The sequence below is a fragment of the Domibacillus sp. DTU_2020_1001157_1_SI_ALB_TIR_016 genome (assembly GCF_032341995.1).
GTDB lineage: Bacteria > Bacillota > Bacilli > Bacillales > Domibacillaceae > Domibacillus > Domibacillus indicus_A.
Window position 1 is genome coordinate 641,795 of the sequence record NZ_CP135439.1, and the last position, 15,049, is coordinate 656,843.

Annotated in this window: 15 protein-coding genes and 1 pseudogene; all 16 read left to right on the top strand. The window is 45.4% G+C overall.

Annotated elements, in window-relative coordinates; all coding sequences use genetic code 11:
• Positions 1 to 14: 14 nt before the first annotated feature.
• Positions 15 to 710 (top strand): annotated as a pseudogene (locus RRU94_RS11030) (DUF421 domain-containing protein); the annotation flags it as partial.
• Between the two features lie 142 nt (positions 711 to 852).
• The gene (gene cccB / locus RRU94_RS11035; RefSeq protein WP_315694320.1) at positions 853 to 1,212 is read left to right on the top strand and encodes a cytochrome c551; all 360 of its coding nucleotides are present in this window, start codon (positions 853 to 855) and stop codon (positions 1,210 to 1,212) included.
• 91 nt (positions 1,213 to 1,303) lie between these two features.
• Complete coding sequence (locus RRU94_RS11040) at positions 1,304 to 2,776, top strand: spore germination protein (protein ID WP_315694321.1); 1,473 nt, start codon at positions 1,304 to 1,306, stop codon at positions 2,774 to 2,776.
• A complete protein-coding gene (locus RRU94_RS11045; RefSeq protein WP_315694322.1) occupies positions 2,761 to 3,861 on the top strand; it encodes a GerAB/ArcD/ProY family transporter in 1,101 nt (366 codons plus the stop codon). The genes RRU94_RS11040 and RRU94_RS11045 overlap by 16 nt, the downstream gene beginning before the upstream one ends.
• On the top strand, positions 3,858 to 4,982 hold the full coding sequence (locus RRU94_RS11050; RefSeq protein ID WP_315694324.1) for a Ger(x)C family spore germination protein: 1,125 nt from the start codon (positions 3,858 to 3,860) through the stop codon (positions 4,980 to 4,982). The genes RRU94_RS11045 and RRU94_RS11050 overlap by 4 nt, the downstream gene beginning before the upstream one ends.
• A 214-nt stretch (positions 4,983 to 5,196) precedes the next feature.
• The gene (ftsE, locus tag RRU94_RS11055; protein WP_315694326.1) at positions 5,197 to 5,883 is read left to right on the top strand and encodes a cell division ATP-binding protein FtsE; all 687 of its coding nucleotides are present in this window, start codon (positions 5,197 to 5,199) and stop codon (positions 5,881 to 5,883) included.
• Positions 5,873 to 6,757 (top strand): permease-like cell division protein FtsX, encoded by an 885-nt coding sequence (gene ftsX, locus RRU94_RS11060; protein WP_315694327.1) that lies wholly within the window; start codon positions 5,873 to 5,875, stop codon positions 6,755 to 6,757. Before ftsE ends, ftsX begins: the two co-directional genes overlap by 11 nt.
• 33 nt (positions 6,758 to 6,790) lie before the next feature.
• On the top strand, positions 6,791 to 8,155 hold the full coding sequence (locus RRU94_RS11065; RefSeq protein ID WP_315694328.1) for a murein hydrolase activator EnvC family protein: 1,365 nt from the start codon (positions 6,791 to 6,793) through the stop codon (positions 8,153 to 8,155).
• A gap of 133 nt (positions 8,156 to 8,288) precedes the next feature.
• Positions 8,289 to 8,396, top strand: a complete 108-nt coding sequence (locus tag RRU94_RS11070) for a YjcZ family sporulation protein (protein WP_242231870.1) — start codon at positions 8,289 to 8,291, stop codon at positions 8,394 to 8,396.
• A 126-nt stretch (positions 8,397 to 8,522) separates the two neighbouring features.
• Positions 8,523 to 9,062 carry a redoxin domain-containing protein gene (locus tag RRU94_RS11075; protein ID WP_315694329.1) on the top strand — a complete coding sequence of 180 codons (540 nt, stop codon included), beginning with the start codon at positions 8,523 to 8,525 and terminating at the stop codon, positions 9,060 to 9,062.
• 75 nt (positions 9,063 to 9,137) lie between these two features.
• On the top strand, positions 9,138 to 10,268 hold the full coding sequence (locus RRU94_RS11080; protein WP_315694330.1) for a trans-sulfuration enzyme family protein: 1,131 nt from the start codon (positions 9,138 to 9,140) through the stop codon (positions 10,266 to 10,268).
• 94 nt (positions 10,269 to 10,362) lie between these two features.
• On the top strand, positions 10,363 to 11,556 hold the full coding sequence (locus tag RRU94_RS11085; RefSeq protein ID WP_315694331.1) for a PDZ domain-containing protein: 1,194 nt from the start codon (positions 10,363 to 10,365) through the stop codon (positions 11,554 to 11,556).
• A gap of 135 nt (positions 11,557 to 11,691) precedes the next feature.
• Positions 11,692 to 11,820: a protein YhfH gene (yhfH, locus tag RRU94_RS11090; RefSeq protein ID WP_242231866.1), complete on the top strand. Its 129-nt coding sequence runs from the start codon at positions 11,692 to 11,694 to the stop codon at positions 11,818 to 11,820.
• A gap of 157 nt (positions 11,821 to 11,977) precedes the next feature.
• Positions 11,978 to 12,613: a YfbR-like 5'-deoxynucleotidase gene (locus tag RRU94_RS11095; protein WP_315694332.1), complete on the top strand. Its 636-nt coding sequence runs from the start codon at positions 11,978 to 11,980 to the stop codon at positions 12,611 to 12,613.
• Between the two features lie 66 nt (positions 12,614 to 12,679).
• Positions 12,680 to 12,916 (top strand): CsbA family protein, encoded by a 237-nt coding sequence (locus RRU94_RS11100; protein WP_315694334.1) that lies wholly within the window; start codon positions 12,680 to 12,682, stop codon positions 12,914 to 12,916.
• Positions 12,917 to 13,064: 148 nt separating this feature from the next.
• Positions 13,065 to 15,041, top strand: a complete 1,977-nt coding sequence (gene uvrB, locus RRU94_RS11105; protein WP_315694336.1) for an excinuclease ABC subunit UvrB — start codon at positions 13,065 to 13,067, stop codon at positions 15,039 to 15,041.
• Positions 15,042 to 15,049: the final 8 nt, after the last annotated feature.

Sequence of the window (15,049 nt, forward strand, 5' to 3'; positions counted from 1 at the left end):
AAGGAGGTACAGCCATGCCGGATTGGTTAGATGTTACCTTTCGCGCCGTACTGTTTACAGTAGTGTTGTTTCTTATCACAAAAATTTTGGGGAAAAAGCAGCTGGCCCAGCTGTCTTTCTTTGAATATGTAGCAGGTATCACCATCGGAAGTATTGGCGGGGAAGTCATTATGGGGCTGGAACGGGATGTGGTCCACGGAGTGGTTGGTCTTGCTGTGTTTACCGTGATTCCATTTTTAACGGGTTATATTTCATTGAAGAGCCGGAAGTTCCGCAGTTTTGTGGAGGGAAAAGGTGTCGTTTTTATTAAAGAAGGAAAAATACTGGAAGAAAATTTAAGAAAAGAACGGTACACCATTGATGAGCTTTCCGAACTTCTGCGGCAAAAAAATGTGTTTCAAGCCGCAGATGTAGAGTTTGCGGTATTAGAAGCATCAGGGGATTTAAGTGTCTTGCTAAAAAAAGAAAACCAGCCGTTAACACCTGCGATGCTGGGACTTTCGGTCCGTCCGGAAAAAGAACCGCAGACTGTTATCATGGATGGCCGTATTCTTGACGAGTCGCTTGCCGCTCTCCGGTTAAATAGAGGATGGCTTCATGAAGAGCTCCAGAAGCAGGGAGTAACCGTTGATAACGTTTTTCTTGGGCAAGTGGATTCAACTGGTCAGCTGACCGTTGATTTGTTTGACGACCGCCTTCAAGTTCCTCCAATGACGTAACTGTAAGAAAACCCCGGTATATATACACGCTTGCCTTGATGAAAAGCCGGGAATGCAACCTGCTTTTTCGTCATAGGCTGCCGAGTTTGGTATACTTACGGTGAGTTTTTATCGAGAGAAGGGGGAACAGCAAATGAAATGGAAAAAGTCACTGCTGACATTGATGCTTGGCTCATCTCTGGCACTGGCTGCATGCGGCGGCGGAGAAGATGCAGCGGTCGAAGAAACAGAAGAACAAACACCGTCCACAGATGAAGGAACAGGTGAAACAACAGCTTCGGCCGGTGAAGAAGTGTATACGCAAAGCTGCTTAAGCTGCCACGGCGAAAATCTTGAAGGCGCATTTGGGCCGGAGCTGAGCAATATTGGAGCGAAGATGAGCAAAGAAGAAATTTTAAACGTGATTGAAAACGGACAGGGGCAGATGCCGAAAAATGTAGTAGAAGGCGAAGAGGCGGAAGCAGTGGCTGCCTGGCTGGCTGAAAAAAAATAACACTAAAATGCGGAACCGGCATATGCTGGTTCTTTTTTATGCATAAAATACTGGTTTTGCCTCATCCTACTGAAAAAAGGGGCGTGGCATTATGCCATTTTGGCGGCAGGATAAAGGCGGTGTATTTGGAAAATCAGCATCCGAAAATGCAGCCGCAATCACAGCACTGACTGAATCAAGTGATATAAAACAAAGAACATTTTCTTACGGTAAGGTACAGGGAATCGTTATCTATATGGAAACGATGGTTGAAGCGGTCAAAGTTGAAAATCATGTTCTTCAGCCATTAAAAGAAAATGGTTCAAAAAAGCCGGAAGCGGCCTTAACGGTGATCGAGTATGAAGAAGCGGCAGATCATAATGATGCATTAAAAGGGTTATTAAGAGGGAAGACCCTGCTATTTATAGAAGGTAATCCAGCTTGTCTGCTTTGCAGAACAGAAAGAGATGCAGGGCGCGCCATTGAGGAGCCAATGAATGAAAAAGTGGTGCGCGGTCCTCATGACGGCTTTGTTGAAGATATTTCAGTTAATATTTTCTTGGTCCGCAAACGGATTGAAAGTAAAGGGCTGGTGGTTGAATATCTGGAAATAGGCAACAGAGCCAATCATTTACTGGCGATTATGTATGAGAAAGACATTGCCAATCCAGAACTTGTCCAGAGAATGAAGAAAAGGCTGGAAGCCATTGATGCAGAGCTCATTTACAATTCAGGACAAATCGAAGAATTGATTGAAGATTCCACGCTGTCCCCTTTTCCGCAGCTGCTGAATACGGAAAGGCCGGACCGGGTCGCGGGCAATTTGCTGGAAGGCCGTATTGCCGTTTTCATAAACGGCGGTCCAACCTGCTTGATTGGGCCCGTTTCCTTTTTTTCCTTTTACCAATCGCCGGATGATTATACGTCACGGTCGCTTGCCGGTTCTTTTTATCGAATGATCCGCTTGTTTTCCTTTTTCTTTGCGATTCTTCTGCCGGCTTTCTATATCTCAGTCGTCAGCTTTCACTCGGAAATCGTGCCGAGGGACTTAGTTTTGCAGCTAAAGGGCTCCGTGGAACAGGTCCCGTATCCAGCTTTAATAGAAGCTCTGTTTATGGAGCTGACCATTGAATTAATCCGGGAAGCGGGGATTCGGCTGCCGACGCCGATTGGACAGACAATCGGGATTGTCGGTGGTCTTGTGATAGGGGATGCGGTCGTAAGTGCAGGGCTCGTCTCGAACTTTACAATCATTATTGTAGCCTTGACCGCCATTTCTTCTTATGTGGTTCCTTCAATCGAAATGAACACAGCCATTCGCCTTCTCAGGTTTCCTTTTATGATGTCGGCCTCCCTGTTTGGATTCTTCGGTATTGTGTTTGCGCTTATGATCCTCTTAATTCATTTGTGCAAGATGACCTCTCTCGGTATGCCGTATTTTTCACCGCTTGCGCCACTTCGAGTAAAGGATTTAAAGGATGTTTTTATAAGGAAAACGTGGTGGAAATTAGGAAAGCGGCCATATGACAGCAAACCGCAGACGCTGAAAAGACAGAAAAAAGGAAGACAGTGGGTGGAAAAGTGAAAAGAGGAGCGAGCATTTCGACCTGGCAGCTCTTTTTTTTCCTGCTGCAAACCCAGGTAGGAGTAGGAATCTTAACTCTTCCATATGAAGTTCACCAAGCTGCCGGAAAAGATGGCTGGCTGTCGGTTTTGCTGGCCGGTCTTTTCATACAAATAGGTATTTTTGTGATATGGCTATTGGCTTGTCGTTTCCCTGAAAAGACATTGGCTGATTTTTCGCCGCTCCTTATTGGCCGCGTTTTTAGTATCATTATTGTCACCCTTTATACGCTCTTTTTTTTCATGGTCGCCAGCCAAGTCTTAGCAGTTTTTCTTTCCATTACAGCAGACTGGGCATTTCCTCGTACACCGTCCGTTGTTTTTGCGGTCATTATCACAGCCCTGACCATTTATTTGGTTCAGGAAGATGTGCGCGTGATTGCACGGTTTCACGTATTGATGTCTTTTTTGCTTATCGGTGTGCTCCTGGTCTTTCTTTTAATGTGGAATTACTTAAACGTGTACTATTTGTTTCCGATTGGTTCTTCCGGTTTCAAAGCCATTTTATCAGGCTCCCAGCAAGCTCTTTTTGCCTTAAACGGCATTGAGGTTCTGCTTTGGCTTTTTCCATTTACGCAAGCGGAAAACAAGAAAAAATGGCAGGCTGCTGCAGGAGCAAGCCTGGTTGTTACGGTTATTTATACATTGCTGGCGCTTTGTGCATTTGCCTACTTTAGTACCACCAAGTTAACACATGTACCCGAGCCGGTTCTGTATATGATTAAATCGATTGAGCTCGGCATTGTAGAACGGCTGGATCTTATTTTTCTTTCTCTTTGGGCTGTTGTTTCTATTACTACTTTTATGAGCTACCTATATGTAGCAGGAATGGGTGCCGCTAAAGTCGTGAATGCAAAGCACCATAAGAAGTCTATTTACGTTTTAGGCGCATTAATTGTACCGCTGGCTGTTTATACGAGTAATGCAGAGGCCATCAAAACCCTCGGCAGAATCATTGGAACAGCTACCACTGTTTTTCTATTTGTTATTCCGTTGTTTTTACTCCTTGTGGCTATTATCAGAAGAAAACGGGAGGGTACAGGATGAGAAAATGGTGGACCATCATTCCTCTTTCTCTGCTTTTAGCGGGATGCTGGGATCAAAAATCAATTAAAGATCTGAATTTAATATTTGGCGTAGGCATCGACAGGGAAGAAGAAAACAATCTGACGCTGACGGTCGAAATTCCCCAGGAAAATCAAGGGACCACCAGTGGAGGGGGCGGAACCGAAGGCCAGACCATGCAGGCTGCGCAAAGCTTAATCATGTCAGAAAAAGGGCAGACGGTTCGGGACGTGGCGTATAAGATGGACCGCGGCATTGACGGTGCACTCGACATCTCCAAATTAAGTGTATTAATGGTCGGCAAAGAAAGTGCGCAAAATGATTTATATTCTCTTCTGGATGCCTACTTCCGTAACCCTGTGAGCCCCTTAAACGCCAAACTTTTAGTGGTAGATGGGCGGGCGGATGAATTTTTTCAGAAGGATTTCAAGGGACAGACGCTTTACAGCGATTATTTTTTTAAGTTAATTGAAACAGCTGAACAGGAATCAGCTATTCCCGTCACAAATATGCAGCTGGCCTGTAACCTTCTTTTAGACGAGGGAAGCGATGGTTTGATTCCTCTTATTTCCTATAATGAAGAGCAGAGGGCAGCTGAGATAAATGGAAGCGCGCTATTTAACGGGCGATCGATGAGCGGAGAGCTGACAGCGAAAGAAACCTCATCATTTTTAATCATGGTAAATCAGGCACAGCAGGAGCTGCCTCTTACATTCCGTGTAGAGGGAGGGGAAGATATCTCGGTCATGGTTATAGATTCAAAAGCAAAGCTGAAAGTGAATGTGCCGAAAAATGGAAACCCAACGGCAACCGTGTCTGTAGATATGGAGGTACAGGTAATCGAGTATCCTCCGGATCACTTAGAAAAAGAAAAGGTGGTGAAAAGCTTAAACCAGCAGCTGACAGAAGAAGCGGAAAAGCTGTTTCAGCAAACGGTCCAAAAAATGCAGGAGGCCAATTCGGACACATTAGGTATTGGACGAAGAATTATAGCGAAAGATCCAGACGCCTTTAAAAAGCTCGACTGGGGAGAAGTATATCCCGATATGGATATAAAAGTGGAAACAAAAGTAAAAATTGAAAGAACCGGGGCCGTCTTTTAATATACACAATTCCATCCCATTATCTTTCAGACACCAAATGCGCTTATTCAATAAGCGCTTTTTTTAGTGCGCTTTTGTGTCGAAAAATGTTACAAAATGAAAAGAATCTGTAACATATTCTTTTCATTGTGACAAAACAAACAGTGCTATAATGTTTTGTGGACAGGCGGAGCGGGTATATAAGCCGCCCGAATTAACGAAACCAGGTGATGAAATGATTGACATGAAAGGCGTGACGAAAAAATACCCAAATGGGGTCACAGCGCTGTCAAGCGTTGACGTCACAATTAAGCAAGGTGAATTTGTTTACATTGTCGGTCCGAGCGGTGCCGGAAAATCGACGTTTATTAAATTAATCTATCGTGAAGAAAAGCCGACCGGCGGAATCGTAACGGTCGGCGGGATGAACACCGCCACCCTAAAGAGGCGGTCGGTGCCTGCGCTGCGCCGCAAAGTCGGCGTTGTCTTTCAGGATTTTAAGCTTTTGCCGCTTCTCACTGTATACGAAAATGTGGCCTTTGCACTTGAAGTCATTGAAGAAGAACCCGCAGTAATCCGAAAGAGAGTGCTGGAAGTATTGGATTTGGTCGGGCTGAAGCATAAAGCGCGCATGCTGCCGACCGAATTGTCCGGCGGGGAACAGCAGCGGGTGGCCGTTGCCCGTTCGATCGTCAACAATCCGAAGGTGGTTATCGCGGATGAGCCAACCGGGAATCTTGATCCGGACACATCCTGGGACATTATGCGCCTTTTTGACAGAATTAACGAACGCGGCACGACGATCGTGATGGCGACGCACAATAAAGATATCGTCAATACGCTTCGGCGCCGGGTTATTGCGATTGAAAACGGACGGATTGTCCGTGATGAACAGCGGGGTGATTATGGGTATGAAGCCTAGAACCTTGCGCCGCCATTTCAGGGAAAGCTTTAAGAATCTCCGGCGGAACGGCTGGATGACGTTTGCCGCTGTTTCAGCGGTCACAGTGACGCTTTTGTTAACCGGCATTTTTCTAGTGATTATGCTGAATTTAAACAAAGCGGGAACGGATATTGAAAATGATGTAGAAGTTCGTGTTCATATAAAGCTTGATACGACAGAAGCTGAAAAAGAGCAATTAAAGAAACAGATTAGCAGTCTGCCAGAAGTTGAAAGTATTGCATATTCGTCCAAGGAGCAGGAACTGCAAAACTTGATTAAAGATATGGGCAATGATTATGCGCTCTTTGAACAAAGCAATCCGCTGTATGACGTTTATATTGTGAAAACAGCGCGTCCGCAGGATACACCGGACGTGGCACGGAAAATTGAGCAGTTCGCCCAAACAGAAAAAGCGGTGTATGGAGAAGAAGAAGTGAAAAACCTGTTCAGCTTTATGAAAACAGCGCGCAATGTCGGGGCTGTCCTCGTAGCAGGCCTTCTGTTTACTGCGATGTTTTTAATCTCCAATACAATTAAAATTACTATTTTTGCCCGTCGGAAAGAAATTGAGATTATGAAACTCGTTGGAGCGACAAACTGGTTTATCCGCTGGCCGTTTCTGTTAGAAGGACTGTGGATCGGACTGCTTGGCTCTATTCTTCCGATCGCAGCGATTGCAGTTGGATACTATTATGTGGAGCAGGCCCTTTCTGCAAAACTTGCAGCGCAGCTGGTAGAATTTATCGACTATCTTCCACTTGTACTGCCGGTCACAGCACTCATGCTGGTGATGGCTGTGTTTATCGGAATATGGGGCAGCTTCCTTTCTGTCAGACGATTTTTGAAAATATAAAACAAGCATACAGGGATGAGAGGGGTCAATTCGTTGAAAAGAAAATCGTACGTGGCGCTTGCGGTGGCAGCGTCCATTGGATTCAGTTTTACGGGAGGCGCTTCAGCAGAAAGCTTATCTGATTTGCAAAAGCGCCAGCAGCAAATTCAGTCACAAAAATCCGGTCTTGAACAAAATATCAATAAAAAAGAGGAAGCCATTTCCAATCTTCAGCAGGAGCAGGACAGTGTAAATGCGGAAATCCGTAAGCTGGATGGGGCGATTACAGATTCCGAGTCAAAGATCCGGGCGAAAGAGCAGGAAATTGCCGATACAAAAGCAGAAATTGAACGCTTAAGAGCGGAAATCGAAGAGTTAAAGATTCGTATTGCCGAGCGTACAAAAGTATTAGAAGACCGCGCCCGCTCGATTCAGCAAAGCGGCGGATCGGCCAGCTACATAGAAGTACTGCTTGGAGCAGAAAGCTTCAGTGATTTTGTCAGCCGTGCAACAGCCGTTACGGCGCTTGTAAATGCAGATAAAGAGATTTTGCAGGAGCAGGAACGGGACAAAAAACAGCTTGAGGCCAATGAACAAAAAGTAAAAGAAGAGCTTGCAAGCTTGGAAGATATGCTGGCAGACTTGCAAACAATGAAAGCTAAGCTGGAAAAACAGCGTGCAGCGAAAAATGAAGTGATGAAAGGCCTTGTCGCGGATGAGCATGAAGCGCATGAGCAAAAGCTCAGCCTTGAAGAAGAACAAAGCCTGCTAAGCGCGCAGGAAGCTTCGATTCAAGCAGCCATCAAAGCGGAACAAGCCCGTATTGCTGAGCAGAAACGTTTAGCAGAAGAAGCGGCGAAAAAGAAAGCTAAGCAGGAAGCCGCTGCCGCTGCGGCAGCAAAAGCAGCTGCTTCAAAAGCGGCCTCTGCTTCTTCATCAGCCCCGGCTGCTCAAGAACAGCAGTCAGCTTCAGCAGCTGAGCCAAAGCAGGAGGCTCGTTCAAACGCTACTCCAGCTGATACAGGCGGCATGTTTATGCGCCCGGCCGAGGGAACCTTTACATCAGGGTTCGGTATTCGTTCACTTGGCGATCATAAAGGCATAGATATTGCGAACAGCGAAAGTGTGCCGATCGTAGCCGCTGCAGATGGTGTAGTGAGCCGTTCTTATTATTCAGATTCGTATGGAAATGCGGTTTTTATCTCGCATTCTATTAATGGACAAGTATATACGACCGTTTATGCTCATATGTCTGAGCGTGTTGTACAAGGCGGCAGCGTATCAAAAGGCCAGGTGATTGGCTACATGGGTAACACAGGCCGTTCTTACGGACAGCATCTTCATTTTGAAATTCATAAAGGTCCTTGGACATTAGGTAAAGAAAACGCTGTTGACCCGGCTCAATATATTGACCTGTAAGAAAAAGTGCTTGTCTTCCCTGCCCAAAAGCAGGAGGGGGCGAGCACTTTTTTCTTTATCTAGGCGGCTTGCCCTTCCGGCTTCTTCCTTTGTGCATACGCTGTAAGTGTAACGGACAGGGAGGTGGAGAAACATGGGCGAATACAAAGAAAACGGGTACGGCAGCGGATTCGCGCTTGTAGTCGTATTGTTTATTCTACTTATTATCGTGGGCGCAGCATATGTTGGCTGGGGATTTTAATGAAGGAAAGCCGCTTTATAGCGGCTTTTTTTGTTTTTCTACTGTTTGCAGATAAGTGGAGGAAAGCGGTCATATGATATGATGGAAGGAGTGAGGAATCATCATAACCTGCTGGAGGAGACGCATATGCGCAAGAAATGGCTAGGCATCGTACTGCTGATTCTTTTAATAGGGCTGGCCAGCTTTCAGTTGTATGAAGATCGTAAAGACGTAACGGATATCGGTGAAAAAGGTATGGCCGTGACAAACGATAAAAACGGTATTGCGATCGGAGAGAAAGCACCAGATTTCCATTTGGAAACAATAGATGGGGAAAAGGTGAAGCTGTCAGATTACAAAGGGAAGAAAGTGTTTTTGAATTTCTGGGCAACATGGTGCCCGCCGTGCAAAGACGAAATGCCTCACATGCAGGCCTTTTATGAGGAAAAGGCGGACAATGTTGAGATTCTAGCGGTTAATATAGAAGAAAGTGCGTCTAAAGCGAAGGATTTTGCCCATCAATACGATATCACGTTTCCTGTGCTGCTCGACGAAAGCGGTGCAGTGACAGAGGAGTATGATGTGTATACAATCCCTACTACATACGTGCTCGATGAAGAAGGCACGGTATCTCAAAAAATCGTGGGTCCGATGGATGAACCGATGATGAAAGAGTTAATCCGCTAATCCGCTCATGTTAGGGCGGATTGTTTTTGTGCAATTTTCGGAATATAATGGACAGATGAAAAGGAGTGGACAACAATGGATTCTTTTAACACAAAAGCATTACATGGCGAAAAGCTGCCGAAAAATATTCAAAGCAAAGTGACACCGATTTACCAGACATCTGTGTTTGCATTTAACAGTTTGGAAGAAATGGAAGGCTATTATAATGGGGAATCCCCTTATCTGTATACACGTGTCGGCAATCCCAATGCAGATGAACTGGCCAATATTACAGCACGTCTTGAAGGAGCACCAGAGGGAGTAGCAGCGTCATCCGGCCTTGGGGCGATTACAGCTGCAGTTCTGGCTGTAGCCAAAAGCGGCGATCATATCGTTGCAGCACAGGATGTATACGGCGGCACGTTTTATACGATGAAAGAAGAGCTGTCGCGTATGGGCATTGGAACTTCGTTTGTAGATTTTGAAGACTTGTCAGCTGTGGAAGCGGCCATACGCCCGGAAACGGTTATGCTGTATACAGAATCAATTACAAACCCATTTTTGCGTGTTGAGAATATAGCAGAAGTATCGGCTCTTGCCAAGAAAAAAGAACTTGTTTTAATGGTAGATAATACGTTTGCCACTCCGTTTTTAATCAAGCCTTACGAGTTAGGTGCGGATCTCGTTGTTCACTCAGCGACAAAATATATCGGTGGACACAGTGACGTGTCAGCAGGTGTTGTAGTTGGAAAGGAAGAATACATACAAGCAGCGAGAAGCCGTGTTGTGAACATTGGCATGAACTTAAGCCCGTTTGAATCATGGCTCGCATGCCGAGGAGCCAAAACGCTTGGCCTGCGGATGGAGCGCCAGTCTGCCAATGCAGAGAAAGTGGCAGACTGGCTCCGTACTCATGCAAAAGTAGAAAAAGTTTTTTATCCAAAAGGCGTATCTGAGCAGGGGAATGGAGCGATCGTTACGATTGACCTGGCGAAAGATACAGACGAATTTGCTTTCTTCCGCTCACTTGGCTGGATCGGGATTGTTCCGTCGCTTGCCGGTGTAGAAACGTCCGTTTCATGGCCATTTGGCACTTCCCACCGTTCACTTAATGCAGAAGAAAAAGCAGCCGTCGGTGTTTCTGAGAAAACCGTTCGTATTTCAATTGGTATTGAAGAAGCAGAAGACATTATCGGTCAGTTTAAAAAGGCGCTCAGCGAAGCTTGATGAAAAAGCGCCATAAGTCTGTTAACGATTGCAGAAGCTTTCTGATACAATAATAGAGAGAAAGACTTTTGTGCAACGCTCTGGAGGGACTTTTATGGCTTTGGACTGGCTCATGCAGCTTATTACGGCTGCAGGAAGATTATTGCTTCACCCTGTCTTTTATTTTTCATTTGTTCTGGCTTTTGTAGTCGGCATGTTTCGCGTCACGCGTGAACGCAAGGACTTCGGCACACGCGTATATGATATATATCAAGAAATCCGGTTTATTTTGCCATCGAGCCTGGCAGTAGGTCTCGTGCTGTCTATTATTTCTCTTGGTCTTGGCCTGGCTTTACCGGCTGACCTGCTCAGCTTTATGGCAGCGCTGTTTATTATCTTCAGTATTGGCGGCTTTTTTCTGCTGTCGCCTGCCTGGACCTTAACAGCCGCTTATGCTGTATTTGTTCTGGCCGATTACGCGGGATATTCATTTATTTCCTATGAACCTTTGAAAATAGAAAGCATTTTATCTATTCTAGCCCTTATCACGGCACTTCTGGTAATAGCCGAAGGGGTGCTTATTCATAAGCGCGGTTATCAGGGAACGTCGCCGCGCCTGGAGATGAGTAAGCGCGGACAGAAAACGGCGGTTCATCTGGCGCGGCGCCTTTGGCTTGTTCCAGTATTTCTCCCGGTTCCAGGAGTCCGCCCGCTTGAATCATTTGCGGATTGGTGGCCGGTGATCCCGATTGGCGCCGAGCATTACTACCTGATCTTATTTCCGTTTCTAGTCGGCTTTTCGATGACTGTGCGCAGTACACTTCCAGCGCTGGCCGTACAGGCGACGGGTAAAAGTGTTATTCGGGCCGGTGCTCTGGCATTGCTTATTGCGGCAGGGTCTTATTGGGTATGGCAGCTGTCCGCGGGCGCTGTTTTATTTGCGGCTATTGCACGTATAGCGATTACCCGCCGTCATTTCAGCTATGAAAAGCACCGTCCGTACTTTTTTACAACCCAGCCGAAAGGAATCATGGTAGTGGGTGTTCTGCCGGGAGCACCTGCTCGAAAGATGGGACTGATGATTGGTGAAATTATCACAAAAGTCAACGGGATACCGGTAGGGACAGAAACAGAATTTTATAAAGCGCTGCAGAAAAATGCTGCTTATTGCAAGCTTGAAGTGATTGGCACAAACGGGCAGGTTCGATTTACGCAAGGCTCTATTTATGAAAATGAACACCATGAGCTTGGCCTGCTGTTTGCGCCCGAAGAAAAAGAATATCTGGATGACTCTGTGTTTTCTGATTAAACGCCCTTTTCGAAGGGCGGTTTTTTTATCTCAAAAACGAATTTATTATATAACACATGTTGACTTATTATATCTGTTATAATACAATAAACGTACAGCAACACATCAACCAAAAATCAGAAGGGGGACATAAACATGATGCCGTTAGAATTTTACCGTAATATCCCAGGGAAAGAGTGCTGCCAGTGCGGGGCACAGATAACAGAGCAGCATGAGTCGTACCATACGGAATGTGAACGCTGTTTAAGTAAAGTAGAAGAGTAACTTTTTCGGAGAATGTAATCGGATTCAATACAAAAATCCATCTGTTGTTCCATAACAGAGTGGATTTTTCTTTTTTTTCTGTTTATTTGCCGTTACAATAGTCATCATACCTTACAGAAAATGAACAGGTTTCTTCATTAGAAAAGGAGTGGATGTCATGGGGGTACATACATACTTTAAAACACTGTCAGATCTTGAGCATTTATACCGCCTGCCGGGGAAGTTTAAATTTCAAACCCATAATGTGGCGGCTCATTCATTCAAGGTTACAAAAATTGCTCAATTTTTAGGCACAGTCGAGGAAATGAAAGGCGCAACAGTGGACTGGCGGTCTTTATATGAAAAAGCACTCAACCATGATTATGCAGAGTTGTTTACCGGAGATATTAAAACGCCGGTAAAGTATGCGACAACAGAATTAAAAGAGCTGTTTTCGCAGGTAGAAGAAAAAATGGCACGCCGCTTTATTGAAGCGGAATTTCCGCCGGAGTTCCACGAAGCCTATTTTAGGCGTTTAAAAGAAGGGAAAGACAGCACGCTTGAAGGACGCATTTTGTCAGTAGCCGATAAAGTGGATTTGCTGTATGAAGCGTATGGAGAAATTTTAAAACGAAATCCAGACCCGCTTTTCTTTGAAATTTACGAAGAAGCGCTCAACACGATTTTAAAATTTCAAGATCTTCATTGTGTGCAGTATTTTATCGACCATATCATGCCGGATATGCTGGCTGAGAAATTTATGCCGCACAGTGAGCTTCGGGATTTAACAGAGCGCATTATTAACCGGTCATAATAAAATCCAATCTTTCCGAAAAAAGAAAAATCCAGTATGATAAAAGAAAAAACTTAGGAGGGCATGATGGTGGATAAGCTGATTCTGGCAATGTTTATGCCGGCTTTGCTTGTTTTACTGTTTTCACGCGTAACATACAACCAGTTTCTTGGCGTTATTTTGACAGTCGCACTGATTGCCGCATCTGCCTATAAAGGATATACCCATACGTGGGAATTGATCGTAATGGACGCTTTTTCTATTACAGCCGGCCTTTGGCTGTCCAACCGAATGATGAAAGGGCTGAAGGTAAAGCTGAATTGACACCGAAATGGATTCGGTGTTTTTTTATCGCCGCAAAAACACGCATTCCGAACAGGTGTGTGCTTTTTGTTGGCTTTTTTTGTTTCGATCATGATAAAATGGGAAGTATAAAAGAAAGAAGAACGGATATAGACAGGGGGACAATGCGTTGGCGCATGAATTTAAATTAGTTTCTAAATATAAACCAGAGGGCGACCAGCCGGCAGCCATTGTAGAACTTGTCGAAGGCATTCGCAGCGGCAAAAAACACCAAACGCTGCTTGGCGCGACAGGTACAGGGAAAACATTTACTGTCTCAAATGTGATTCAGGAAGTGAAAAAGCCCACGCTTGTCATCGCCCATAACAAAACGCTTGCTGGCCAGCTTTACAGTGAGTTTAAAGAATTTTTCCCAAACAACGCAGTGGAATACTTCGTCAGTTACTACGATTATTATCAGCCGGAGGCGTACGTCCCGCAAACGGATACATTTATTGAAAAAGATGCCAGTATTAACGATGAAATTGATAAGCTGCGCCACTCGGCAACGTCGGCCCTATTTGAACGCGATGATGTCATTGTTATCGCGTCTGTGTCGTGCATTTACGGCCTCGGTTCACCGGAAGAATACAAAGAAATGGTGATCTCGCTCCGCACAGGCATGGAGGTGCCGAGAAATGATTTGCTTAGGCGCCTTGTTGACATTCAATATGAACGAAATGACATTGATTTTAAGCGCGGAACGTTCCGGGTTCGTGGAGATGTAGTAGAAATTTTCCCGGCTTCAAGAGACGAGCGGTGTATTCGTGTTGAATTTTTTGGAGATGAAATTGACCGCATTCGCGAAGTGGATGCTTTGACCGGAGAAATTATGGGTGACCGCGAGCATGCCGCTATTTTCCCGGCCAGCCACTTCGTTACGCGGGAAGAAAAAATGAACATTGCCATCGGGAACATTGAGCAGGAGCTGGAAGAGCGCCTGGCAGAGCTTCGGGCAGAGGAAAAGCTTTTAGAAGCGCAGCGTTTAGAACAGCGGACCCGCTATGATCTGGAAATGATGCGCGAAATGGGCTTTTGCTCAGGAATTGAAAACTATTCGCGCCATTTAACACTTCGTCCGCCGGGTTCAACTCCTTATACATTATTGGATTATTTTCCAGATGACTTTTTAATGGTCATTGATGAGTCCCATGTTACGCTGCCGCAGGTGCGCGGCATGTACAATGGCGACCAGGCGCGCAAGCAGGTGCTTGTTGACCATGGGTTCCGCCTTCCATCCGCGAAGGATAACCGGCCTCTTACTTTTTCGGAATTTGAAGAGCACATTAACCAGATTGTGTACGTATCGGCAACACCAGGCCCATATGAGCTTGAGCAAACGCCAGAAATGACACAGCAGATTATTCGCCCGACTGGCCTGCTTGACCCAACCATTGACGTCCGGCCGATCGAAGGGCAGATTGACGATCTGCTCGGCGAAATCAATGAACGGATCGAAAAAGACGAGCGCGTACTGATCACAACATTAACAAAGAAAATGTCGGAAGACTTAACGGATTACTTGAAAGAAATCGGCATTAAAGTGCAGTATTTGCATTCGGAAATTAAAACACTTGAGCGAATTGAAATTATCCGCGATTTGCGCCTCGGCAAGTATGATGTTCTCGTCGGAATCAACTTGCTTCGGGAAGGACTAGATATCCCGGAAGTATCGCTAGTGGCTATTCTCGATGCAGATAAAGAAGGGTTCCTTCGCTCCGAACGGTCGCTTATTCAAACCATTGGCCGGGCTGCGCGTAATGCCGAAGGAAGAGTCATTATGTATGCTGATAAAATGACAGATTCCATGACAAAAGCGATCGAAGAAACAAAACGCCGCCGTGAAATTCAAGAAGCGTACAATGAGAAGCACGGCATTACGCCAATGACCATTCAAAAAGATATCCGCGATGTGATACGTGCCACACAAGCAGCGGAGGAAACCGAAACATACGCTTCAAAGAATACCGGCCGAAAAATTTCAAAGCAGGAAAGACAAAAACTTATTGCGAGCTTAGAAGCGGAAATGAAAGAAGCAGCGAAAGCACTCGATTTCGAGCGTGCTGCCGAGCTTCGTGACGCATTGTTTGAATTAAAATCAGAATAGAGGTGCCC